Below are 22,070 nucleotides of genomic sequence, written 5' to 3' on the forward strand. Positions count from 1 at the left end.
AAGTCGGAAGTCCGACTTTTGTGTTTTTCCATAGTATAGATGCTTATTCCAGTTTAGTTTAGCAGGGTGAATGAATCACTAATCTGAGAAAGTGTAGTTTCCTCAAGCAAAGATTAAATCACACAGCTTTCACATTGGTTGGCACCGACTTCTCCACCATCATCTGTAAAGGTACGGACGTAGTAGATAGACTTGATACCCTTGTTAAAGGCATAGTTACGAAGGATAGACAAGTCACGTGTCGTTTGTTTGTTTTCTTTCTTCCATTCGTAAAGTCCTTTTGGAATGTCACTACGCATGAAGAGTGTGAGTGAAAGTCCTTGGTCCACGTGCTCAGTTGCAGCAGCATAGACATCAATCACTTTACGCATATCCATGTCGTAAGCAGAAGTGTAGTAAGGAATAGTATCTGTTGACAAACCTGCGGCAGGATAGTAGATTTTACCGATTTTCTTTTCTTGGCGTTCTTCGATACGTTGCGTAATCGGGTGGATAGAAGCGGAAACGTCATTGATGTAACTGATAGAACCATTTGGCGCTACAGCAAGGCGGTTTTGGTGGTAAAGGCCATCTGCTTGAACCTTGTCGCGAAGTTCAGCCCAGTCAGCAGCACTTGGGATAAAGACATCTTTGAAGAGTTCTTTAATACGGTCTGATTTTGGAACAAATTCGCCAGTTACATACTTGTCGAAGTAGCTTCCGTTAGCATAGTCTGATTTTTTAAAGTTATGGAAGGTAATACCACGTTCACGCGCGATATTGTTTGATTCTACCAAGGTCCAGTAGTTCATGAGCATGAAGTAGATGCTTGTAAATTCAACAGACTCAGGCGATCCATATTCAATCAATTGTTGTGCAAGGTAGCTGTGAAGTCCCATGGCACCAAGACCAAAGGTATGAGCTTGGCTATTTCCGTGGTCGATGGTAGGAACAGCTACGATGTGTGAACTATCTGTAACGAAAGTTAAGGCACGAACCATAGCACGGATAGAACGACCAAAGTCAGGTGAGGTCATCATGTTGACCACGTTGGTTGAACCAAGGTTACATGAAACGTCTGTTCCCATTTGAAGGAATTCTTGAGCATCGTTGATCAAGCTTGGTTCTTGGACTTGAAGAATCTCAGAACACAAGTTACTCATAATGATTTTACCATCAACAGGATTTGCACGGTTAGCCGTATCAATGTTGACGACATAAGGGTAACCAGACTCTTGTTGTAATTTAGAGATTTCAGTTTCCAAATCACGCGCCTTGATTTTTGTCTTACGGATATTTGGATTTGCAACTAGTTCATCGTATTTCTCAGTGATGTCGATATAGTTGAATGGTACACCATATTCAAGCTCTACAGAGTATGGGCTGAAAAGGTACATTTCTTCATTTTTACGCGCCAATTCGTAGAATTTATCTGGTACCACAACACCAAGTGAAAGGGTCTTAACACGAACTTTTTCATCGGCGTTTTCTTTCTTAGTTGAAAGGAAGGAGATGATATCTGGGTGAAAGACGTTGAGGTAGACAACACCGGCACCTTGACGTTGACCCAATTGGTTTGAGTAAGAGAAGCTATCTTCGAAAAGCTTCATAACAGGAACGACACCAGAAGCTGCTCCTTCATATCCTTTAATAGGAGCACCAGCTTCACGAAGGTTGCTGAGAGTAATTCCCACACCACCACCAATACGTGAAAGTTGAAGGGCTGAGTTGATAGAACGTCCGATAGAGTTCATATCATCCGTTACTTGGATCAGGAAGCAAGATACTAACTCCCCACGACGAGCACGTCCAGCATTTAAGAAGGAAGGAGTAGCAGGTTGGTAGCGTTGGTGGATGATTTCATTGGCAATATCGATGGCAACAGCCTCATTGCCATCAGCGAAATAAAGGGCGTTAAAGAAGACGCGGTCTTCCATACTTTCAAGATAATATTCGCCGTCGTTTGTCTTTAAGGCGTATTGATTGTAAAACTTATAGGCAGCCATGAAAGACTTGAATTGGAAATTTTGATCTTTGATAAATTGAGACAATTCTTCCAAAAATTCTGGACGGTATTTCTTGATAAAGGCTGTTTCGATGTAGTTGTGTTCAATGAGGTAGTTGATTTTATCCTTGATTGAATCAAAAACCATAGTGTTTGGAACTACATTTTCTTTAAAGAAGGCATCCAAGGCTTCCTTATCTTTATGAAGCATGATTTGTCCATTGACAGGACGGTTGATTTCGTTATTAAGACGGAAGTAAGTCACGTCCTCAAGATGTTTTAATCCCATAAAATTTCCCTTATCTAATTACAAAAGAAAGGCTTCTAAGTTAGCCCTAGAAGCAGTTTCTTCTGGATGATGTACTAAGATTATGCTAATTGTTTCAATTTTCCTGGTTGGAAACCTGAAAAGACTTCAGTTGGTGTTTGGATAACAGGAGCTGCGCTGAAACCGAGCTCTTTAACTTGATTGATGTACTCAGGTTGCTCATCGAGATTGATTTCGCGATAAGCGACATTATTACTGTCCAAGAAACGTTTGGTCATTTTACATTGGACACAGTTGTTTTTAGAATAAACGGTTACCATTGTGTAACTCCTCTTTCAAAATAGATTACTTTCTTAGTATATCAGAAAATAAATTTTTGTCAATGATTTAAAACTAAATATAGTGGTCTATTTTTATGCTTAAGCTCACAAAACACAATATGTAGTGTTTGCTTTGTAAAATAGTGATGATAATCCTACAAGTAGTTTTTTGGAAAACTATATCCTGTGTTTTGTTATCTAGAATAGAAGATTTTCAGCAAGTTATCTGAAAGGAAATCGAATAAATCCCATAAAATGCTTGAAAAAAATCCTAGAAGATGATATAATACCAAATTGTAAGGGTTATCACATATAACTCAAAAAAGAAAGAACAAAAGGAGAGTCAAACTATGGCTTCTAAAGATTTCCACGTAGTGGCAGAAACAGGTATTCACGCACGTCCAGCAACATTGTTGGTACAAACTGCTAGCAAATTTGCTTCAGATATCACTCTTGAGTACAAAGGTAAATCAGTTAACCTTAAATCAATCATGGGTGTTATGAGTCTTGGTGTTGGCCAAGGTGCTGACGTAACTATCTCAGCTGAAGGTGCAGATGCAGATGACGCTATCGCTGCAATCTCAGAAACAATGGAAAAAGAAGGATTGGCATAAGGAAAATGACAGAAATGCTTAAAGGAATCGCGGCATCTGACGGTGTTGCAGTTGCAAAAGCATATCTACTCGTTCAACCGGATTTGTCATTCGAGACTATTTCAGTCGAAGATACAAACGCAGAAGAGGCTCGTTTGGATGTAGCTCTTGAAGCTTCTCAAAACGAGCTTTCTCTTATCCGTGAGAAAGCTGTAGGTACGCTTGGTGAAGAAGCGGCTCAAGTTTTTGACGCTCATTTGATGGTTCTTTCTGACCCAGAATTGATTGGTCAGATTAAAGAAACAATCCGTGCTAAGAAAGTCAACGCAGAAGCAGGTCTTAAAGAAGTGACTGACATGTTCATCACTATCTTTGAAGGCATGGAAGACAACCCATACATGCAAGAACGTGCAGCGGATATCCGCGACGTGACAAAACGTGTATTGGCAAACCTTCTTGGTAAGAAATTGCCAAACCCAGCTTCAATCAATGAAGAAGTAATCGTGATTGCGCATGACTTGACACCATCTGATACAGCTCAATTGGACAAAAACTTTGTAAAAGCTTTTGTAACAAACATCGGTGGACGTACAAGTCACTCAGCTATCATGGCACGTACACTTGAAATTGCAGCTGTATTGGGAACAAATAACATCACTGAAGTAGTGAAAGACGGTGATATCCTTGCCGTTAACGGAATTACTGGTGAAGTGATTATCAACCCAACAGATGAACAAGCGGCAGAATTTAAAGCAGCTGGTGAAGCTTATGCTAAACAAAAAGCTGAATGGGCACTTTTGAAAGATGCTCAAACAGTGACTGCTGACGGTAAACACTTCGAGTTGGCAGCTAACATCGGTACTCCAAAAGACGTTGAAGGTGTTAATAACAACGGTGCAGAAGCTGTTGGACTTTACCGTACAGAGTTCTTGTACATGGATTCTCAAGACTTCCCAACTGAAGACGAGCAGTATGAAGCATACAAGGCTGTTCTTGAGGGAATGAATGGTAAACCAGTGGTTGTTCGTACAATGGATATCGGTGGAGATAAGGAACTTCCTTACTTCGATATGCCACACGAAATGAACCCATTCCTTGGATTCCGTGCCCTTCGTATCTCTATTTCTGAAACTGGAGATGCAATGTTCCGTACACAAATCCGTGCCCTTCTTCGTGCTTCTGTTCATGGTCAATTGCGTATCATGTTCCCAATGGTTGCCCTTTTGAAAGAATTCCGTGCAGCTAAAGCAGTTTATGAAGAAGAAAAAGCAAACCTTCTTGCTGAAGGTGTTGCAGTTGCGGATGACATCCAAGTTGGTATCATGATTGAAATCCCTGCAGCAGCGATGCTTGCAGACCAATTTGCAAAAGAAGTAGACTTCATGTCAATTGGTACAAACGACTTGATCCAATACTCAATGGCAGCAGATCGTATGAACGAGCAAGTTTCATACCTTTACCAACCATATAACCCATCAATCCTTCGCTTGATCAACAACGTTATCAAGGCAGCTCACGCTGAAGGTAAATGGGCTGGTATGTGTGGTGAGATGGCTGGTGACCAAAAAGCTGTTCCACTTCTTGTCGGAATGGGATTGGATGAGTTCTCTATGTCAGCAACATCAGTACTTCGTACACGTAGCTTGATGAAGAAATTGGATACTGCTAAGATGGAAGAGTACGCTAACCGTGCCCTTACAGAGTGTTCAACAATGGAAGAAGTACTTGAACTTCAAAAAGAATACGTTAACTTTGATTAATCGAAAAGTCCTTGCAACTAAGTTGCAAGGTTTTTTGACGCATTTTGGAATAGTATAGTCTTTTAAAGTCCACTTTTAAATGCTCCGGAGGCATGGTATAATAGGGGAAAGTAATTAGAATAAGAGAGAAATCATGTCTAAAGAAATTGATATTGAGTATTACCACCAGCTAGCCTTGCAAAAGCAGAAGGAGCATCGCAAAGTCTTGGCCAATTTAAAGAAAAAGCCACCAAAAAACTTAGACAAGATTGCCCAGCAGATTCACCAAGAAGTTTTTGCGGAAATTGATTGCACTGCCTGTGCAAACTGTTGCAAGACATTGGGGCCTGACTTTAAAGAAGCGGATATTACACGAATCGCCAAGTGTTTTAAGATGAAATTACCAGCTTTTGAAGCAGAGTTTCTGCAGGTAGATGAAGATGGTGACAAGGTTTTCAAATCTATGCCTTGTCCCTTTTTAGGAGGAGATAATCTTTGTTCCATCTATGATGTTCGTCCAAAGGCCTGTCGAGAGTTCCCCCATACAGATCGGAAAAAGATCCATCAAATCAACCATTTGACGATTAAGAATACTTTGACCTGTCCAGCAGCCTATCTCTTTGTTGAGAAATTAAAGGATAAGTTATAGAGATTTAAAGGATAAAAAAATTTCTAATAATAACTAGTAATATGAAGGGAGAACTCTGTGCCTAGACCGAAAACAAAAGAGGAGCTAATGCTGGCCTCTAAGGAAAACTATGAAAAGCTCAATCGTTTCATCTCCCAACTAAGTGAAGATGAGCTACAGACTCCATTTGATTTTTCAAGAGACCCAAAGAAAAAAGAAGCTCACTGGAAAAGGGATAAAAATCTACGGGATGTCTTGATTCATCTCTATGAATGGCATCAGTTACTTTTGACTTGGGTACATTCTAATCAAGAAGGTCACGAAAGACCTTTTCTCCCTGAAATTTATAATTGGAAAACTTATGGAGAAATGAATGTCGTTTTTTGGAAGAAGCACCAGAAAACGTCCTTAGAAGAAGCGACTAGACTCCTAGAACAATCACATAGGGAGGTTTTAGAGTTGATAGAAGTTTTTAGTAATGACGAACTCTTTACCAAAGGTGTCTATAAATGGACCGGCGGAACAAGTCTAGGTTCCTATTTTATCAGTAGCACCTCCAGTCACTATGATTGGGCTCTGAAAAAACTCAAAACTCATCGGAAGAATTGTAAGGGATAGATGGCCTGTTTGAAAGGGCAAGAATGAGTTCTTTTAAACGTAATACTCTTCGAAAATCAAATTCAAACTGCGTCAACGTCGCCTTGCCGTACTCAAGTACAGCCTGCGGCTAGTTTCCTAGTTTGCTTTTTGATTTTCATTGAGTATAAGATAAAAGCAAAGGGCTATCAAGTGATGTAGCCCTTTTGAGTTATACAAGCAAATTACCATGCAAAAGCTGTCGTTGGAGCATTGAGCGCTTCTAGCCACTGCTTATTTTTTACGGGGCAAAGAGTTACGGATATGCCTGCCATATCCAAACTGGTCATAAATGTTCCTGATTTTATAAAGGTAATAGTGACTCCTTCAATTTCTAAGAGTTGAAGGAGATCATTGATAAATATGCCCATTTCTAAGTTGATGGTAGTGCCTAGATTATTTACAAGCAATATAAATTGATCACCCTTCTTCCAATGATAGTGCAATCTTAATTTACTTATAATTTCATTTGCAAGGATTTCCGATGATTGGAATGGGACGATACGATAGCCTTCTTCGCCATGTATTCCAATACCATAAGAAATATTTCCTTCTTCCAAGTTAAATAGTGGAAGGGTGGCTTGAGGGAGACTAGCCGATTTCGTTGCAAAGCCAATTGTTGCGATTTCGGGAGCAAGTTGATGACCTAAATCAGTTAGTTGCTCGATTTCGGCACCATTTTGAGCTGCATATCCTAGGATTTTATGAAGTAAAATAGTCCCTGCAAGCCCTCTTCCTCTAATTTGAAATCTATTGTGAGGTTCAATAGAAATATCGTCGTGTGCTAGACTATAGCCGACCTTAATTCCTTCTTGTCTAGCAGTATTAATGGCCCAGCTAAATTCTTTGATGTCTGCTTCGAAATTTTTTACAATGATGAAGACACCGTGACCATTGTTTAAAAAACGAATGGACTCTAAGATTTCAGTTCTTGTAGGAGGAGTAAATAATTGGCCATAGATAGCAGCAGTGAGCATTCCTTCTCCCACATATCCAATATGCGCAGGTTCGTGACCGGAACCTCCACCCGACAATATTGGAACCTGATGAGGATTGCGATTTTTTTGATAGACTAGTGGTAAAGTAGGGTGTTTTTCTAATTCAGGATGACTGCTGACAGTTGCTGAAATGTAACTTGAAATAATTTTCTGTTTATGATTTGAAATAAATGTCATTGTGGTCTCTTTCCAATAATTGTCATGATTAGAAAGTCTGGTTGTGGAACTGGACTTTTTTTATTGACGTAAGCCTTCACGATTTCTGCTAGAGCATGTGAATGATAGTCTAACAAAAAGCAAGTATAAGCAGATGAATCGATATCAATCTGACCGTATTCTCTTAAAATTTTTGATACAAGCAAGCGACAGTAGCTGATAAAGTGGTCATAGAAGTTATTTTGCCCTTGAATATCAAAAAGTTGAATATAAAAGTCACGCTCTTGTTCGAAATAAAAAAATAATTCTTGTAATAGTTTTTGGCCTGAAATGAAGTCCAAGTTATTGGTGATATACTCGGTTAAGTCATTTTCAAATATCCAGTCTAGCAGTTCATATTTGTCAAGAAAGTGATTATAAAAGGTCTGTCTACGAATGCCAGCTGATTCCATGATATCTACAATGGAGATTTTGTCAAATTCTCTAGTAGCTAATAGGTCTCTAAATGCCTTGGCAATCCGTTTTTTTGTAATAAGTGATGATGCCATAGGAAACCTTTCTTTTACTTACTTCATTTTACCAAAAAAATATTTTAAATGGGTTTAAAAGGGGACAAATAATAGAATCTGTCCCTTATCATCCAGCGATAAAAAATATATAATGAAAGCGAAAACAAAGGTACATGCCGAAAGGAGTTTCTCATGAAAAAAATTATAAATGAACCGACACAAGTTGTTGATGAAATGTTGCAGGGATTGTCATTCATGCATGATGACTTGGTTCAACGCTTAGATGGTTTTGATGTCATCGTTAGAAAGGCAGAAAAGACAGGAAAAGTTGGACTCATTTCAGGTGGAGGTTCAGGACATGAACCAAGTCATGCTGGATTTGTAGGAGATGGAATGTTGTCTGCTGCCATTTGTGGAGCAGTCTTCACTTCACCTACTCCGGACCAAATTTTAGAAGCCATTAAGGCAGCTGATGAAGGTGCTGGAGTTTTCATGGTCATCAAGAACTATTCTGGGGACATTATGAACTTTGAAATTGCACAAGAACTTGCTGAAATGGAAGGTATTGATGTAGCAAGTGTTGTGGTTGATGATGATATCGCTGTTGAAAATAGTCTCTATACCCAAGGTCGTCGAGGTGTCGCAGGTACTATATTAGTTCATAAAATTTTGGGAGATGCGGCTCGTTCTGGTAAATCATTAGCTGAAATGAAGGACTTGGCAGATAAACTTGTGTTAGAAATTAAAACAATTGGTCTTGCCTTGTCTGGAGCAACTGTTCCTGAAGTTGGCAAACCAGGATTTGTTCTAGAAGACGATGAATTTGAATATGGAGTTGGTATTCACGGTGAGCCAGGGTATAAAAAAGAAAAAATGCAGCCTTCCGCACAATTGGCATCAGAATTGGTTGAAAAATTATCTGAAGGTTTCCAACTTAAATCAGGTGAACGCTATGGCCTTCTCATTAATGGTTTAGGAAGCACGCCTCTTATGGAGCAATATGTATTTGCAAATGATGTGGCTAAATTACTCCATGAAAAAGGTGTTGAGTTGGCATTTAAGAAAATTGGAAACTATATGACCTCAATTGATATGGCCGGCTTGTCATTAACATTGATTCGATTGGCAGATGATGAGTGGTTGGATGCTCTAAATGCACCTGTCACTACCCCAGCTTGGTAAGACTCAAGGAGGAAATGTCGCATGAATGTTGAACAAGCTCTTGAATGGATGAAGCTTTTTAATGAAAAGATTCAAGAACAGAAAGATTACCTTAGTGAGCTAGACACACCTATAGGAGATGGAGACCACGGTGGAAATATGGCGCGTGGCATGGCTGCAGTTATGGAAAACTTAGAAGGAAAGCAATTTGAAACCAGCAGTGATGTGTTTAAACTTATCTCAATGCAATTACTGAGTAAGGTAGGCGGTGCTTCTGGTCCCTTGTATGGCTCTGCTTTTATGGGCATGGCCAAGGCTGATTCAAATTCGAAATTAGAAGAAATCTTACAAAGTGGTTTGGATATGATTGTCAAACGTGGGAAAGCAACAGTTGGAGAAAAGACAATGGTTGACGTTTGGACTCCTGTTATTGCTGCCTTGTCTGCTGGTCAATTGACTCAAGAGGTTATTGATAAGGTAGTGAATGCTACCAAAGATTTACTTGCAACTAAAGGAAGGGCATCTTATGTAGGAGAACGTTCTCTTGGACATATTGATCCTGGATCATTTTCATCAGGATTACTCTTTACTGCTCTATTAGAAACTGGGGTGGTTTAATGGGAAGTATTGGTCTTGTTATCGTTTCACATTCCAAACACATTGCACAAGGTGTTGTTGAACTGATTAGTGAAGTAGCTAAAGATGTTCCGATTACTTATGTAGGAGGAACCGAAGATGGAGGAATTGGAACAAGTTTTGATCAAGTAGATAGGGTTGTTTCCGAAAATCCAGCAGATACTTTATTAGCCTTTTTTGACCTAGGTTCTGCTAAAATGAACTTAGAAATGGTGGCTGATTTCAGTGATAAAAGTATCATGATAAATATGGTTCCAATTGTAGAAGGTGCCTATACTGCAGCTGCTCTTCTTCAGGCTGGTGCAGAACTGTCAGTTATTCAAACACAGTTGTCGGAGCTTGAAATCAATAAATAAGGAATCTTCCTATCATTCCTTTTATAGGTGAGTTATTGATTATCTTAACTATTAAATTTTAAGTAAATAATTTGGAAATCAGAAAGGGATTGCTTTATGCAGTTCCTTTTTATTTTAACAAGAGTAAAGCTATAGTGTTTCTAAATTGTGAATCATTCAAAACTAATTGGTATGGGATTATTCTAGCTTTAGAATTCTTTAAAAATTAAAATTTAAGGCAATCAATGGCTTAGAATAGTGCGAAAACATTTAGTTTATAGGAATTCTAGATTTAGAATTACATAGATATTTATGAAATTGGGGTGTTCGATAGTTAGGATTGTTCTATTATGAAAGATTTGGGATGTCAATCTTCTAGAATAGTAGTTTGACAATGAATTTTGAAAATTAGAGGGGATAAAAAGAATCTTGACATTATTAGTTTCTTGCATTATAATGAGATTACGTACCGTTAGTATGTTGGAAAGGAGTTATAATGGCAAGGAATAGAAACCCACATGAAACTAGAAAAAAAATATTAGAAGTTTCGAAAGATTTATTTTTAGAAAAAGGATTTGATAACACCTCAATACAAGATATAATCGATGGGTTAGGTGGATTGACGAAAGGTGTTATTTATCATCATTTCGAGTCTAAAGATGAAATATTGCAATCAATCATTAGCGAAAGTAATCAAGAAATTTTAAATTACAATTGGAGAGGAGATACTGCATTAGAAAAAATACAAAATTCTTTGATGGATGCGTTCTCTAATTTAGAACAACAAAGATTAGTATACTCTGTCTCAATTATGTTAAGAAGTCCACGTTTGTTAGGAGAGCAGTATTTAAGTTTATTTTCTGATTTTTTACCAGGGATTAGAGAAAAAGTTTTCGAAGGTGTTAAAGATAAATCAATTAAAACAGAATATCCTGAAGAGCTAGCTGATTTGATTGTGTTAACTTTGAATATTTGGATTGGATTCCAAATTTCTGTTTTTTCAGTAGAAGAATTAAAACGAAAAATGAATTTCATTAAACTAACTTTTGAAGGTTTGGGAGTGCAGTTGATTACTGATGAAATGATGGAAGTAATTTTCCAATTATTTGATCACTTAAAAGGTGTCAAATAAATTTTAAGTATTGATATTTTAAAAAATACCATACTCTAGATATGGTATTAAAAATCCCAGTATACATACCCTTAGTATGTTTATTTTTTAAATTTTAACATACCAGGAGTATGTAAGGTGCTTTTTGAATAGTGTAATTAATATTAAGAAAATTTTTTGGAGGAAAAATCTATGTTGTCGCTTATTAAAATTGAATTAAATAAAGTTTCAAAATCTAAATTATTTTGTGCTTGGTTAGGTACTATATTGATAGTGTTAGGTATTACAGGAATTATAATCATGGGGTTAGGGACTGATAATAAACTAGGAGAGTTTGTTGGACAAAATACTAAAGATTTTAGAATTACTAGTAAATGGGAAGGTTGGACAATTGTAGCTTCATTGTTTTCATCTTTATTTACAAAAGCAGCATTTTTGATTTTTGAATCTTATTTATTGTCTACGATTATTATTGATGAATTTAAACGCAGAACAATTTTTCAGCTGTTTTCCTACCCTGTTTCTAAAATAAAGTTACTATGGGGAAAAGTGCTTACAGTAATTCTGATATCATTTATTGCTCATTTTACTGCACATTTAGTTATTCAATTATTAATTAAATTAGTAGCAGTTTTAACTGAATCAAATTATATACCAGTAGCTAATCAAATGATTAACTTAGCTGGAATTACGTTTGGAACAGTATTAATCGGAATACTACCTTTTGTTTTAGGTATGATTAGGCATTCCATAGCTATAACAATGCTTTCAGGACTTGGTTTAGCAGCGTTACTTTCGAATGTAAGTCCAGGCAGTTTAACTAATAATTTTGTTGATAACTTATTCTTCTTAATATTTGCTAGTTTCATAAGTTTAATGATTGTTTCATTTTCAATTTATACTATTTCAAGAAAAGATATTAATATCAAGTAGTATAGCTAAATTTAATGGAAGGAAAGTGCTAATTTTGTGATGATTTATTTAAACGAAGAGACTGTATAAGTTGGTATTTATACTCCTGAAGAAAAATCCTTGCATTTAAAGCTAGATATAGAAAGAGAGATAGAAATGAGAAATATTGTTGAAGTAAAAGAAGTTTGTAAAACAATTGATAAAGAAGAAATTTTAAGTGGTATCAACCTTCAAATTGCTGAAGGAGAAATCTATGGTTTTTTAGGACCGAATGGTGCTGGAAAAACAACGTTAATGAAATGTATGTTATCCTTATCAACTGTAACATCTGGTAGTATTGAAATCTTTGGAAAAAATTTACAAGATCACAGAGAGGAGATTCTAAGTCAGGTGGGAAGTGTTATTGAAACACCAATTTTTTATGAAAACCTCACAGCAAAAGAAATTTTGGAAATTCATGCGCAATATATGAGGAAAAATATTACCGAATCAGATATAATAAGAGCCTTAAGGATGGTCGGATTAAAAAATACGACTAAAAAAGTAAAAGATTTTTCGTTAGGAATGAGGCAAAGGCTTGGTTTAGCTCGGGCTTTCCTAACAAAACCTAAATTGTTAATTTTAGATGAGCCAATCAATGGTTTAGATCCAATAGGAATTCAAGAAATTCGAAATCTTTTGTTGTCGCTTTCAAAGGAACATGGAATTACAATACTAATATCGAGTCATATATTATCGGAAATTTCACAGATAGCAGATAAAATTGGTTTTATCAAAAATGGAGAAATTGTAGAACAGGTCTCTATGAAAGAGATTAGGAGAGAGAATATTGACTTAGAAGAATATTTTATGTCACATTTTCTAAATGAAATATAAGAATTATGAGGTAGATTAGGAATGAAACAATTGACAAAGTACCATAAGAAGTCTTTTTATACTTTCATGATTTTTAATATACTAGTTCCTTTAACTAATATTGCTTTTGCTTATTCTATTAAAATTATAATTGATAGTGGAATGTCCCAAAATAGGGAAGCTCTAACTCAAGCGATACTAATAGGTGCTATCGTAATATTTATCTATGCCAGTCTTAATTTTATATCCCTTCGATTAAGAAATAAACTTGTTAGGCAGATTATGTCAAGATACAAAAATAAGGTGTTTAAATCTATTTTAGATAGGGATTATAGAGAATTTTCTAAGGAAAAATCAGGGAAATTTATTTCAATATTAACTGAGAACATGAAGAAAATTGAGCAGGATTATTTGCACCAGTATTTTAATATTTCAAAAAATATTTCCTTAATGATTTTCTCACTAGTAGCCATGTTTATAGGTAATTGGTTTTTGACCTTATTAGTTATCATTACTAGCATTATTCCTATGATGATTTCAGGATTTATTGGACAAAAATCAGCCTCTCTACAAAATAGTTCTATGATAGCCGATCAGAAATATTTAGCTAAGGTTAAAGATATTTTAGCAGGGTTTCTAGTTATAAAGAGTTTTAATGTGAAAGAGGCTATCGGTCAAGATTACAAAAACGAAAGCGAAAAATTGGATGAGATATATTTCATCAAAGGGAAATTTGATGTTTTATCTAATGTTATTTCTCAACTTTCAGGGATGATTGTTTTTTTAGTAGCCTTTGGTGGAGGAATGTATCTTGTCTTCGGTGGACATACCACAATTGGGAGTGTTACAGCTATTGTTCAACTAGTCAATTTTGTAGTAATACCACTAAATGAAGTTGGTATGGGAATGAGTAAATTCCGTGAAGGTCAAGCTACACTGAATTCATTTGAGGTAAAAGATGTAATCGAACTTCAAACTGGTAAAACAAAAGAATATTTTGATGATGTCATTTCTTTTTCAAACGTAGATTTTTCCTACCCTAATGCTGAGGAAAAGATTTTTAATAATTTATCTTTGCAGATCAAAAAGGGGGAAAAAATTGCAATTGTAGGAATGTCAGGGAGTGGGAAATCAACTATGCTCAATCTATTACTGCGTTTTTACGATGTAACAAGTGGGCACATCTCCATTGATAATGTAGATTTGCAAGCTATTTCAGCAAAGAGCCTTTATAACTTAATGACTATTGTTCAGCAAGATGTTTATATCTTTGATGATACTTTAAAAGCAAATATTACCCTTAGTCAATTCTTTACTGAAGATGATATAAAAAAAGCTGTACAGCAGTCTGGCTTAGAAAGTTATATTTTAGAAAATGAATTAGGTCTACAAACTTCATGTGGCGAAAATGGATCAAATCTATCTGGGGGAGAAAGACAAAGACTTAGTATTGCGCGTGCTTTAATTCGAAAAACACCGATCTTATTATTAGATGAGGCTACCTCGTCTTTAGATAATAAAGTTACTACTGAAATTGAAAATTCGATTTTAGAAATTCAAGATTTGACGGTTCTTGTTGTTACGCATAAGTTAAATAAGAGCATGTTGAAGAAATACAATAGAATTCTTTTTATGAAGAATGGAGTTATTGTTGAAGATGGTTCTTTTGATAACTTGATGGATAGGAAAGGTGAATTTTATAAATTGGTTGAGTTGAGTGTGTAGTGCTACCAGAATAAAAAGAGGATGAAAATCTTTAATCTCAAGTTGTTTTTCAATAATATTACGGTTGTATAAACAAAGGGAATTTGAGAATTAAAAAGTGACTAAAAAAGAAGGCTAAATAATATTAATCTGTAAAATACAACTCATCCAATATGATTAAATGGTAAATATCAATTAAATTGAAAATTTTATAGTGTTATAATATAATTAAACCATGAGAGCAAGAAGGTTGTGCTTAAAAAATAATCTTAGTATAGCTTATCTCTGACAAATATTTAGATTTTAGAGCTGTTTAATTTTAAGCAGTCATTATTTTTAAACATTAGGGGCTTCAAAGGAGAATATTTAAAATGAAACATTTTTTTGCAGGAATTGGTGAGATAAGATTTAGTAATTATCTATTGTCTCTATGTGTAGGACTAGCCCCTCTTTTTCATATCTATGTAATAGGCTCTGAAATGAATTTTGTGAAAATAGTGTTATCTATTTTGGGAATTATATTTGTTTGTATTTTAACTATTGCTCGAATTTATAGAAGATTTTTCTACAATAAAAATAAACTTGACTAGAATAGTATGAGTTAGTTAATCAATTGGAACTATTATTTTTGTTATAATTTACTACTTTTAAGTTTTTACATTAAACAGCTGGCTGAAGTGAAAGTTGTTTATCCTAGAAAGGAAAATCTCAAATTGTCCTACAAATTTCTACTCTTCGACCTTGATCACACCTTGCTTGATTTTGATGCTGCTGAGGATGTGGCTTTGACGCAACTTCTAAAAGAAGAAGGAGTTGCGGATATTCAGGCTTATAAAGACTATTATGTTCCTATGAACAAGGCTCTCTGGAAGGACTTAGAGCAAAAGAAAATCAGTAAACAAGAGCTGGTTAACACGCGCTTTTCTCGTTTATTTTCTCATTTTGGACAGGAAAAAGACGGTAGTTTTCTGGCTCAACGATACCAATTTTACCTAGCCCAACAGGGACAAACTCTTTCGGGCGCTCATGAACTCTTAGACAGCCTTATCGAGAGAGATTATGAGCTGTATGCTGCGACAAATGGCATTACTGCCATTCAGACGGGGCGTTTGACTCAATCGGGTCTAGCACCTTATTTCAATCAAGTCTTTATCTCTGAACAGCTACAAACACAAAAGCCGGATGCCCTCTTTTATGAAAAAATTGGTCAGCAGATTACAGGCTTTAGAAAAGAAAAGACGCTGATGATTGGAGACTCTCTAACCGCCGACATTCAAGGTGGCAATAATGCGGGGATAGACACTATCTGGTACAATCCTCATAACCTCGAAAATCACACACAAGCCCAGCCGACTTACGAAGTTCATTCTTACCAAGACTTGCTGCATTGTTTAGATAAACTGTAAAAAGTGGTTTAGACAGCCACTTTTTGCTATAATAGAGGCAGTAAAAACGAAGGAGTTAGCTATGGAACACTCGTCTTGGCATACTTTGATTAAGGAGCAATTACCTGAGGGTTATTTCGGGAAAATCAATCAGTTTATGGATCAGGTCTATGTTCAGGGAACTGTTTATCCACCTAAGGAAAAGGTTTTTCAAGCTCTAGTGACAACACCGCTTGAAGAAGTTAAGGTGGTTATTCTAGGGCAAGATCCCTATCACGGGCCAGGTCAAGCGCAGGGCTTGAGTTTTTCTGTACCGAACTCTATCCCAGCTCCACCATCCTTGCAAAATATCTTGAAAGAATTGTCAGATGATATCGGGGTCAAGAAATCTCATGATTTGACAGCATGGGCTGAGCAAGGAGTCTTGCTTCTTAATGCTTGCTTGACGGTTCCTGCTGGACAGGCCAATGGTCATGCTGGTCAGATATGGGAGCCTTTTACGGATGCTGTGATTCAGGTGGTCAATCATCTAGATAGACCAGTCGTTTTTGTACTCTGGGGAGCTTATGCACGCAAAAAGAAGGCCTTGGTTACCAATCCTCATCACTTGATTATCGAATCAGCCCATCCAAGTCCTTTGTCAGTTTATAGAGGATTTTGGGGTTCCAAGCCTTTTTCCAAGGCCAATGCATTCTTAAAAGAGACAGGACAAGAGCCAATCGATTGGCTTAGATAAGGAGAAAATATGCCTCAGTTAGCGACGATTTGCTACATTGATAACGGGAAAGAATTGCTTATGCTCCACCGTAATAAGAAGCCAAATGATGTTCATGAAGGAAAATGGATTGGTGTGGGTGGTAAGCTAGAGCGAGGTGAGACCCCTCAGGAATGCGCGGCGCGTGAAATCCTCGAAGAGACGGGACTGAAAGCCAAGCCAGTTCTAAAAGGTGTTATCACTTTTCCTGAATTCACACCAGATTTAGACTGGTACACCTATGTTTTTAAGGTGACGGAGTTCGAGGGGGATTTGATTGACTGCAATGAGGGGACGCTAGAATGGGTTCCCTATGACGAGGTTTTGAGCAAGCCTACTTGGGAAGGTGACCATACCTTTGTTGAGTGGCTTTTAGAGGATAAACCCTTCTTTTCAGCCAAGTTTGTTTATGATGGGGATAAATTGTTGGATACCCAAGTTGATTTCTATGAATAAAGGAGAAAGCAGATGCTACTAATCAAAAATGGTCGTGTAATGGATCCCAAGTCTGGTTTGGATCAAGTGTGTGATGTCTTGGTTGAAGATGGAAAGATTATCAAAATTGCGCCTGAAATTAAAGAAGAAGGCGCAGAAATCCTGGATGCCACAGGTCTTGTAGTTGCTCCTGGCTTGGTTGATATCCATGTTCATTTTCGTGAACCTGGTCAGACCCACAAGGAAGACATCCATACTGGTGCCCTAGCAGCCGCTGCAGGTGGTTTTACCACGGTTGTCATGATGGCTAATACTAGTCCAACCATTTCAGACGTGGAGACTTTGCAAGAAGTTCTCCAGTCAGCTGCCAAAGAGAAGATTAATGTTAAGACGGTTGCGACCATTACTAAGAATTTTAATGGGCAAGATTTGACTGACTTTAAAGCACTCTTAGAAGCTGGAGCTGTTGGTTTTTCTGATGACGGTATTCCGCTTGAGAGCAGTAAAGTTGTCAAGGAAGCCATGGAGGAAGCTAAAAAGCTTAATACCTTTATTAGTCTTCATGAGGAAGATCCAGGATTGAATGGGATTCTTGGGTTTAACGAAAATATTGCTAAAGAACATTTCCATATCTGTGGTGCAACTGGGGTGGCTGAGTATGCTATGATGGCGCGTGATGTCATGATTGCCTATGCAACCAAGGCCCATGTTCACATCCAGCATTTGTCTAAGGAAGAAAGTGTTAAAGTAGTGGAGTTTGCTCAGGGGCTAGGTGCGCAAGTCACAGCAGAAGTAGCGCCACAGCATTTCTCTAAGACAGAAGCACTTCTTTTGACTCAAGGTAGCAATGCTAAGATGAATCCGCCACTTCGTTTGGAATCAGACCGTCGTGCCGTGATTGAAGGTCTCAAGTCAGGTGTCATCACAGTTATCGCGACTGACCACGCGCCTCATCATGCAGATGAGAAAAATGTCGAAGATATTACCAAAGCGCCATCTGGTATGACTGGTTTGGAAACATCTCTTTCTCTCGGTTTAACTTATTTGGTGGAAGCTGGTGAGTTAAGCTTGATGGAATTACTTGAAAAAATGACATACAATCCATCCAAGCTTTACAACTTTGAAGCAGGTTACTTGGCTGAGAATGGTCCGGCGGACATCACTATTTTTGATGCTAAGGCTGACCGCCTTGTGGACTCCCATTTTGCTTCAAAAGCAGCTAATTCACCATTCATTGGTGAAACATTAAAAGGGCAGGTTAAATATACCATCTGTAAGGGACAAATCGTCTATCAAAACTAGGTAGGAGTCTGCTCTGTAAACCAAAAGAATAGAGCGTCTATATGTACCAAACCCATCATTTTAAAGACAAGTTTATCTTATTTTTAAAGATATTTTTCCCTATCCTGATTTATCAATTTGCCAATTATTCTGCCTCCTTTGTTGATACGACTATGACTGGCCAATACAATACCATGGACTTGGCTGGTGTGTCTATGGCAACCAGTATCTGGAACCCCTTATTTACATTCCTAACAGGGATTGTGTCAGCCCTGGTGCCCATCATTGGTCACCATCTTGGTCGAGGCAAAAAGGAAGAGGTTGCGTCTGACTTTTACCAATTTATCTATCTGGCCTTGGGCCTATCCGTGGTCTTGCTGGGGATGGTGCTTTTCTTGGCACCACCAATCTTGAATCATATTGGGTTAGAAGCACCAGTGGCAGCAGTAGCGGTTCGCTATCTTTGGTTTTTATCTATCGGGATTGTCCCCTTATTGCTTTTTAGCGTTATTCGTTCCTTGCTGGATTCGCTGGGCTTGACTAAACTGTCCATGTATCTTATGCTTTTGTTACTTCCTCTCAATAGTGGATTTAACTATCTTTTGATTTACGGTGCCTTTGGTGTTCCAGAGCTGGGAGGTGCTGGCTCTGGTTTAGGGACTTCCTTGGCTTATTGGGTTTTACTGGGAATTTCTGTTCTGGTTTTATTTAAGCAGGAGAAACTCAAAAACCTACACCTTGAGAAACGCATTCCACTTAATATGGATAAAATCAAGGAAGGAGTTCGCTTAGGTTTGCCTATTGGGGGAACTGTCTTTGCGGAAGTGGCTATCTTTTCCGTGGTTGGTTTGATTATGGCTAAGTTCTCGTCCTTGATTATCGCTAGTCACCAGTCAGCTATGAACTTTTCAAGTCTCATGTACGCCTTTCCTATGAGTATCTCATCGGCTATGGCCATTGTCGTGTCTTATGAAGTGGGAGCCAAGCGATTTGATGATGCGAAGACCTATATTGGTCTAGGAAGATGGACTGCCCTCATTTTTGCGGCCTTCACCTTAACTTTCCTTTACATTTTTAGAGGAAATGTGGCCAGTCTTTATGGTAACGACCCAGAATTTATCAATTTGACAGCGAGCTTTTTGACTTACAGCCTTTTCTTTCAGTTAGCAGATACCTTTGCGGCACCGCTCCAGGGAATTTTACGGGGTTATAAGGATACAGTGATTCCTTTTTACCTTGGTTTAGTTGGTTATTGGGGCGTAGCAATCCCAGTGGCTATGGTATTTGATTCCCTAACAGATTTTGGCGCTTATTCATACTGGATTGGTTTGATTATTAGTCTGATTGTGAGTGGGGCGCTCTATCGTTGGCGTTTAACTGTTATTATGAAAAGATTTGAATCTTTAGTAAAATCTAAACGATAAAAAGTTTGTGAAAAAATATTCTTGATAAGAAAATCCCTTGTTTTCATGGGGTTTTCTTTTTTATTTTGTGAAATTTCTTTTAGAAAAACTTTGACAGTATTTGCCAAAAACGGTAAAATAGTAAGGTAAGAAGAAAGTTAGAAAGGCAAGAAGATGTCAACTTTAGATAAAAATCTTTTGCTAGAAATGTTCCGCAAGATGGAAGAAATCCGTCGCATGGACTTAAAAATTGCGCAATTAGTAAAGAAGGGGAAAGTGCCAGGAATGACGCACTTTTCTGTTGGAGAGGAAGCCGCTAACGTGGGGGCTATGTTAGCTCTCAATCCAGATGATCTGATCACATCAAACCACCGTGGTCATGGACAAGCTATTGCCAAAGGAATTGACCTAAACGGAATGATGGCTGAAATCCTTGGTAAATATACTGGAACCTGTAAAGGTAAAGGTGGTTCTATGCATATCGCTGACCTTGATGCTGGTAACCTTGGTGCCAATGGTATCGTAGGTGGTGGTATGGGAATCGCTGTTGGTGCAGCCCTCAGTCAGCAAATGCAACATACTGGAAAAATCGTTGTCTGCTTCTTTGGAGATGGTGCGACCAACGAAGGTGTTTTCCACGAAGCAGTAAATATGGCTTCTATCTGGAACCTGCCAGTCATTTTCTATTGCATTAACAACGGTTACGGTATCTCTGCGGATATCAAGAAAATGACTAATGTAGAACATATCCATCAACGTAGCGCCGCTTATGGAATTCCTGGAATGTTCATCGAAGACGGTAACAATGTCATCGACGTCTATGAAGGATTTAAGAAAGCTGTTGATCATGTTCGCAGTGGTAATGGTCCAGTCTTGATTGAAAGTGTAACTTATCGCTGGCTTGGTCACTCATCATCTGACCCTGGTAAATATCGTACGCGTGAAGAAGTGGAATTGTGGAAACAAAAAGACCCAATCGAAAACCTCCGCAAGTACCTTATTGAAAATAACATTGCAAGTGCCGAAGAATTGGAAGAAATCCAAGCGCAAGTAAAGGAAGCAGTAGAAGCTTCTGTTAAATTTGCAGAGGAAAGTCCATTTCCACCGCTTGAATCAGCATTTGAAGATATTTACGCAGACTAAGGAGAAAGAGATAAAATGGAAACAAAAACAATGTCCTTCCGTGACACCATTATCCTTGCTATGTCTGAGGAAATGCGTCGCGATGAAAATGTGTTCTTGATGGGAGAAGATGTCGGTGTCTTCGGAGGAGACTTCGGTACTTCTGTTGGAATGCTTGAAGAATTTGGTCCAGAACGCGTTCGTGACTGTCCGATTTCTGAAGCTGCCATCTCAGGTGCAGCAGCAGGAGCAGCCATGACAGGCCTTCGTCCAATCGTCGATATGACCTTCATGGATTTCTCGGTTATTGCCATGGACAATATCGTCAACCAAGCTGCTAAAACACGTTATATGTTTGGTGGTAAAGGTCAGGTTCCAATGACAGTCCGTTGTGCAGCAGGTAATGGAGTTGGTTCTGCAGCCCAGCACTCGCAATCTCTAGAGTCTTGGTTTACTCATATTCCTGGACTTAAGGTTGTGGCACCAGGTACGCCTGCGGACATGAAAGGACTGCTTAAGTCTTCTATCCGTGATAACAACCCAGTTATTATACTTGAGTACAAGTCAGAATTTAACCAAAAAGGGGAAGTACCAGTTGATCCAGACTACACGATTCCACTTGGAGTCGGTGAAATTAAACGTGAAGGTACGGATGTAACAGTTGTTACTTATGGAAAAATGCTTCGCCGTGTGGTTCAAGCTGCTGAAGAATTAGCAGAAGAAGGAATTTCTGTTGAGATTGTTGATCCACGTACCCTTGTACCTCTTGATAAGGATATCATCATTAACTCAGTGAAGAAGACTGGTAAGGTTGTTCTGGTCAACGATGCCCACAAGACAAGTGGCTATATCGGTGAAATTTCAGCTATTATTTCAGAATCGGAATCATTTGACTATCTAGATGCACCAATCCGCCGTTGTGCAGGAGAAGATGTGCCAATGCCTTATGCACAAAACCTAGAAAATGCTATGATTCCAACAGTTGAAAACATCAAAGATGCCATCCGTAAAACATATAATAAAGAATAGAATTACATAAATTGAATTATGTAAAACTCTTGCTGTTTTTAACTTTAGTAACTTGAGATATGTATTGTACCCAAGTTATTTGCAAATTTGCGACAGGAGAGAGTCGAATCGATGTT

At 37.8% G+C, this 22,070-nt stretch carries 23 protein-coding genes; 19 read left to right on the forward strand and 4 right to left on the reverse strand.

From position 1 onward, the window contains the following. Positions 1-113: 113 nt before the first annotated feature. Positions 114-2,273, reverse strand: coding sequence for a class 1b ribonucleoside-diphosphate reductase subunit alpha (gene nrdE / locus N8L39_RS01325; protein ID WP_261009933.1), 2,160 nt, complete (start codon positions 2,271-2,273; stop codon positions 114-116). An 80-nt stretch (positions 2,274-2,353) separates the two neighbouring features. Beyond that, positions 2,354-2,572, reverse strand: coding sequence for a glutaredoxin-like protein NrdH (nrdH, locus tag N8L39_RS01330; protein WP_102210164.1), 219 nt, complete (start codon positions 2,570-2,572; stop codon positions 2,354-2,356). A 350-nt stretch (positions 2,573-2,922) separates the two neighbouring features. On the opposite strand from nrdH, the gene N8L39_RS01335 reads away from it, so the two are divergent. The 4 genes from N8L39_RS01335 (at position 2,923) to N8L39_RS01350 (ending at position 6,150) form a co-directional block, all read left to right on the forward strand. After that, entirely contained in the window at positions 2,923-3,186 is a 264-nt protein-coding gene (locus N8L39_RS01335) for a phosphocarrier protein HPr (RefSeq protein WP_000146947.1), read from the forward strand. Positions 3,187-3,191: 5 nt separating this feature from the next. After that, positions 3,192-4,925, forward strand: a complete 1,734-nt coding sequence (gene ptsP / locus N8L39_RS01340; RefSeq protein ID WP_000138123.1) for a phosphoenolpyruvate--protein phosphotransferase — start codon at positions 3,192-3,194, stop codon at positions 4,923-4,925. Positions 4,926-5,058: 133 nt separating this feature from the next. Beyond that, the gene (locus tag N8L39_RS01345) at positions 5,059-5,553 is read left to right on the forward strand and encodes a YkgJ family cysteine cluster protein (RefSeq protein ID WP_261009932.1); all 495 of its coding nucleotides are present in this window, start codon (positions 5,059-5,061) and stop codon (positions 5,551-5,553) included. 57 nt (positions 5,554-5,610) lie between these two features. Beyond that, on the forward strand, positions 5,611-6,150 hold the full coding sequence (locus N8L39_RS01350) for a ClbS/DfsB family four-helix bundle protein (RefSeq protein ID WP_261009931.1): 540 nt from the start codon (positions 5,611-5,613) through the stop codon (positions 6,148-6,150). Positions 6,151-6,353: 203 nt separating this feature from the next. Here N8L39_RS01350 and dhaQ read toward each other — a convergent pair whose 3' ends face one another. Together dhaQ and dhaS are read right to left on the reverse strand one after the other, a co-directional pair. Further along, a complete protein-coding gene (dhaQ, locus tag N8L39_RS01355; RefSeq protein ID WP_261009930.1) occupies positions 6,354-7,343 on the reverse strand; it encodes a DhaKLM operon coactivator DhaQ in 990 nt (329 codons plus the stop codon). Continuing rightward, positions 7,340-7,870 carry a dihydroxyacetone kinase transcriptional activator DhaS gene (gene dhaS, locus N8L39_RS01360; protein WP_000168606.1) on the reverse strand — a complete coding sequence of 177 codons (531 nt, stop codon included), beginning with the start codon at positions 7,868-7,870 and terminating at the stop codon, positions 7,340-7,342. Before dhaS ends, dhaQ begins: the two co-directional genes overlap by 4 nt. Before the next feature lie 153 nt (positions 7,871-8,023). Here dhaS and dhaK point away from each other — a divergent pair, with 153 nt between their 5' ends. The 15 genes from dhaK (at position 8,024) to N8L39_RS01435 (ending at position 21,954) form a co-directional block, all read left to right on the forward strand. Further along, a complete protein-coding gene (dhaK, locus tag N8L39_RS01365) occupies positions 8,024-9,013 on the forward strand; it encodes a dihydroxyacetone kinase subunit DhaK (protein WP_261009929.1) in 990 nt (329 codons plus the stop codon). A 21-nt stretch (positions 9,014-9,034) separates the two neighbouring features. After that, a complete protein-coding gene (gene dhaL, locus N8L39_RS01370; RefSeq protein ID WP_261009928.1) occupies positions 9,035-9,610 on the forward strand; it encodes a dihydroxyacetone kinase subunit DhaL in 576 nt (191 codons plus the stop codon). Further along, complete coding sequence (dhaM, locus tag N8L39_RS01375; protein WP_261009927.1) at positions 9,610-9,984, forward strand: dihydroxyacetone kinase phosphoryl donor subunit DhaM; 375 nt, start codon at positions 9,610-9,612, stop codon at positions 9,982-9,984. The genes dhaL and dhaM overlap by 1 nt, the downstream gene beginning before the upstream one ends. Positions 9,985-10,459: 475 nt before the next feature. Continuing rightward, entirely contained in the window at positions 10,460-11,095 is a 636-nt protein-coding gene (locus N8L39_RS01380) for a TetR/AcrR family transcriptional regulator (protein WP_261009926.1), read from the forward strand. A gap of 171 nt (positions 11,096-11,266) precedes the next feature. Beyond that, positions 11,267-12,007, forward strand: a complete 741-nt coding sequence (locus N8L39_RS01385) for an ABC transporter permease (protein WP_261009925.1) — start codon at positions 11,267-11,269, stop codon at positions 12,005-12,007. A gap of 135 nt (positions 12,008-12,142) precedes the next feature. Beyond that, a complete protein-coding gene (locus N8L39_RS01390; RefSeq protein ID WP_261009924.1) occupies positions 12,143-12,862 on the forward strand; it encodes an ABC transporter ATP-binding protein in 720 nt (239 codons plus the stop codon). 21 nt (positions 12,863-12,883) lie between these two features. Continuing rightward, positions 12,884-14,566 (forward strand): ABC transporter ATP-binding protein, encoded by a 1,683-nt coding sequence (locus N8L39_RS01395; protein ID WP_261009923.1) that lies wholly within the window; start codon positions 12,884-12,886, stop codon positions 14,564-14,566. A gap of 350 nt (positions 14,567-14,916) precedes the next feature. Continuing rightward, complete coding sequence (locus tag N8L39_RS01400) at positions 14,917-15,135, forward strand: hypothetical protein (protein WP_045612552.1); 219 nt, start codon at positions 14,917-14,919, stop codon at positions 15,133-15,135. 123 nt (positions 15,136-15,258) lie between these two features. Then, on the forward strand, positions 15,259-15,951 hold the full coding sequence (pynA, locus tag N8L39_RS01405) for a pyrimidine 5'-nucleotidase PynA (protein WP_261009922.1): 693 nt from the start codon (positions 15,259-15,261) through the stop codon (positions 15,949-15,951). Between the two features lie 61 nt (positions 15,952-16,012). Beyond that, on the forward strand, positions 16,013-16,666 hold the full coding sequence (locus N8L39_RS01410) for a uracil-DNA glycosylase (RefSeq protein ID WP_261009921.1): 654 nt from the start codon (positions 16,013-16,015) through the stop codon (positions 16,664-16,666). A gap of 9 nt (positions 16,667-16,675) precedes the next feature. Beyond that, complete coding sequence (locus N8L39_RS01415) at positions 16,676-17,140, forward strand: NUDIX hydrolase (RefSeq protein ID WP_001135768.1); 465 nt, start codon at positions 16,676-16,678, stop codon at positions 17,138-17,140. Between the two features lie 12 nt (positions 17,141-17,152). Beyond that, entirely contained in the window at positions 17,153-18,421 is a 1,269-nt protein-coding gene (locus N8L39_RS01420; RefSeq protein WP_261009920.1) for a dihydroorotase, read from the forward strand. Positions 18,422-18,462: 41 nt separating this feature from the next. Then, positions 18,463-19,824: a sodium-coupled multidrug efflux MATE transporter PdrM gene (pdrM, locus tag N8L39_RS01425; RefSeq protein WP_261009919.1), complete on the forward strand. Its 1,362-nt coding sequence runs from the start codon at positions 18,463-18,465 to the stop codon at positions 19,822-19,824. A gap of 153 nt (positions 19,825-19,977) precedes the next feature. Further along, positions 19,978-20,946: a thiamine pyrophosphate-dependent dehydrogenase E1 component subunit alpha gene (locus tag N8L39_RS01430; RefSeq protein WP_223340696.1), complete on the forward strand. Its 969-nt coding sequence runs from the start codon at positions 19,978-19,980 to the stop codon at positions 20,944-20,946. A 15-nt stretch (positions 20,947-20,961) separates the two neighbouring features. Beyond that, positions 20,962-21,954 (forward strand): alpha-ketoacid dehydrogenase subunit beta, encoded by a 993-nt coding sequence (locus N8L39_RS01435; protein WP_261009918.1) that lies wholly within the window; start codon positions 20,962-20,964, stop codon positions 21,952-21,954. Positions 21,955-22,070: the final 116 nt, after the last annotated feature.

Origin of the sequence: Streptococcus mitis (assembly GCF_946190285.1) — a bacterium.
GTDB classification, from domain to species: Bacteria; Bacillota; Bacilli; order Lactobacillales; family Streptococcaceae; genus Streptococcus; species Streptococcus mitis_CP.

What these genes read in the sequence shown, in the direction of transcription:
- nrdE (WP_261009933.1), bottom strand. Translation starts at nt 2,273, where the DNA reads ATGGGATTAAAACATCTTGAGGACGTGACTTACTTCCGTCTTAATAAC.
- nrdH (WP_102210164.1), bottom strand. Translation starts at nt 2,572, where the DNA reads ATGGTAACCGTTTATTCTAAAAACAACTGTGTCCAATGTAAAATGACC.
- N8L39_RS01335 (WP_000146947.1), top strand. Translation starts at nt 2,923, where the DNA reads ATGGCTTCTAAAGATTTCCACGTAGTGGCAGAAACAGGTATTCACGCA.
- ptsP (WP_000138123.1), top strand. Translation starts at nt 3,192, where the DNA reads ATGACAGAAATGCTTAAAGGAATCGCGGCATCTGACGGTGTTGCAGTT.
- N8L39_RS01345 (WP_261009932.1), top strand. Translation starts at nt 5,059, where the DNA reads ATGTCTAAAGAAATTGATATTGAGTATTACCACCAGCTAGCCTTGCAA.
- dhaQ (WP_261009930.1), bottom strand. Translation starts at nt 7,343, where the DNA reads ATGACATTTATTTCAAATCATAAACAGAAAATTATTTCAAGTTACATT.
- dhaS (WP_000168606.1), bottom strand. Translation starts at nt 7,870, where the DNA reads ATGGCATCATCACTTATTACAAAAAAACGGATTGCCAAGGCATTTAGA.
- dhaK (WP_261009929.1), top strand. Translation starts at nt 8,024, where the DNA reads ATGAAAAAAATTATAAATGAACCGACACAAGTTGTTGATGAAATGTTG.
- dhaL (WP_261009928.1), top strand. Translation starts at nt 9,035, where the DNA reads ATGAATGTTGAACAAGCTCTTGAATGGATGAAGCTTTTTAATGAAAAG.
- dhaM (WP_261009927.1), top strand. Translation starts at nt 9,610, where the DNA reads ATGGGAAGTATTGGTCTTGTTATCGTTTCACATTCCAAACACATTGCA.
- N8L39_RS01380 (WP_261009926.1), top strand. Translation starts at nt 10,460, where the DNA reads ATGGCAAGGAATAGAAACCCACATGAAACTAGAAAAAAAATATTAGAA.
- N8L39_RS01385 (WP_261009925.1), top strand. Translation starts at nt 11,267, where the DNA reads ATGTTGTCGCTTATTAAAATTGAATTAAATAAAGTTTCAAAATCTAAA.
- N8L39_RS01390 (WP_261009924.1), top strand. Translation starts at nt 12,143, where the DNA reads ATGAGAAATATTGTTGAAGTAAAAGAAGTTTGTAAAACAATTGATAAA.
- N8L39_RS01395 (WP_261009923.1), top strand. Translation starts at nt 12,884, where the DNA reads ATGAAACAATTGACAAAGTACCATAAGAAGTCTTTTTATACTTTCATG.
- N8L39_RS01400 (WP_045612552.1), top strand. Translation starts at nt 14,917, where the DNA reads ATGAAACATTTTTTTGCAGGAATTGGTGAGATAAGATTTAGTAATTAT.
- N8L39_RS01410 (WP_261009921.1), top strand. Translation starts at nt 16,013, where the DNA reads ATGGAACACTCGTCTTGGCATACTTTGATTAAGGAGCAATTACCTGAG.
- N8L39_RS01415 (WP_001135768.1), top strand. Translation starts at nt 16,676, where the DNA reads ATGCCTCAGTTAGCGACGATTTGCTACATTGATAACGGGAAAGAATTG.
- N8L39_RS01420 (WP_261009920.1), top strand. Translation starts at nt 17,153, where the DNA reads ATGCTACTAATCAAAAATGGTCGTGTAATGGATCCCAAGTCTGGTTTG.
- pdrM (WP_261009919.1), top strand. Translation starts at nt 18,463, where the DNA reads ATGTACCAAACCCATCATTTTAAAGACAAGTTTATCTTATTTTTAAAG.
- N8L39_RS01430 (WP_223340696.1), top strand. Translation starts at nt 19,978, where the DNA reads ATGTCAACTTTAGATAAAAATCTTTTGCTAGAAATGTTCCGCAAGATG.
- N8L39_RS01435 (WP_261009918.1), top strand. Translation starts at nt 20,962, where the DNA reads ATGGAAACAAAAACAATGTCCTTCCGTGACACCATTATCCTTGCTATG.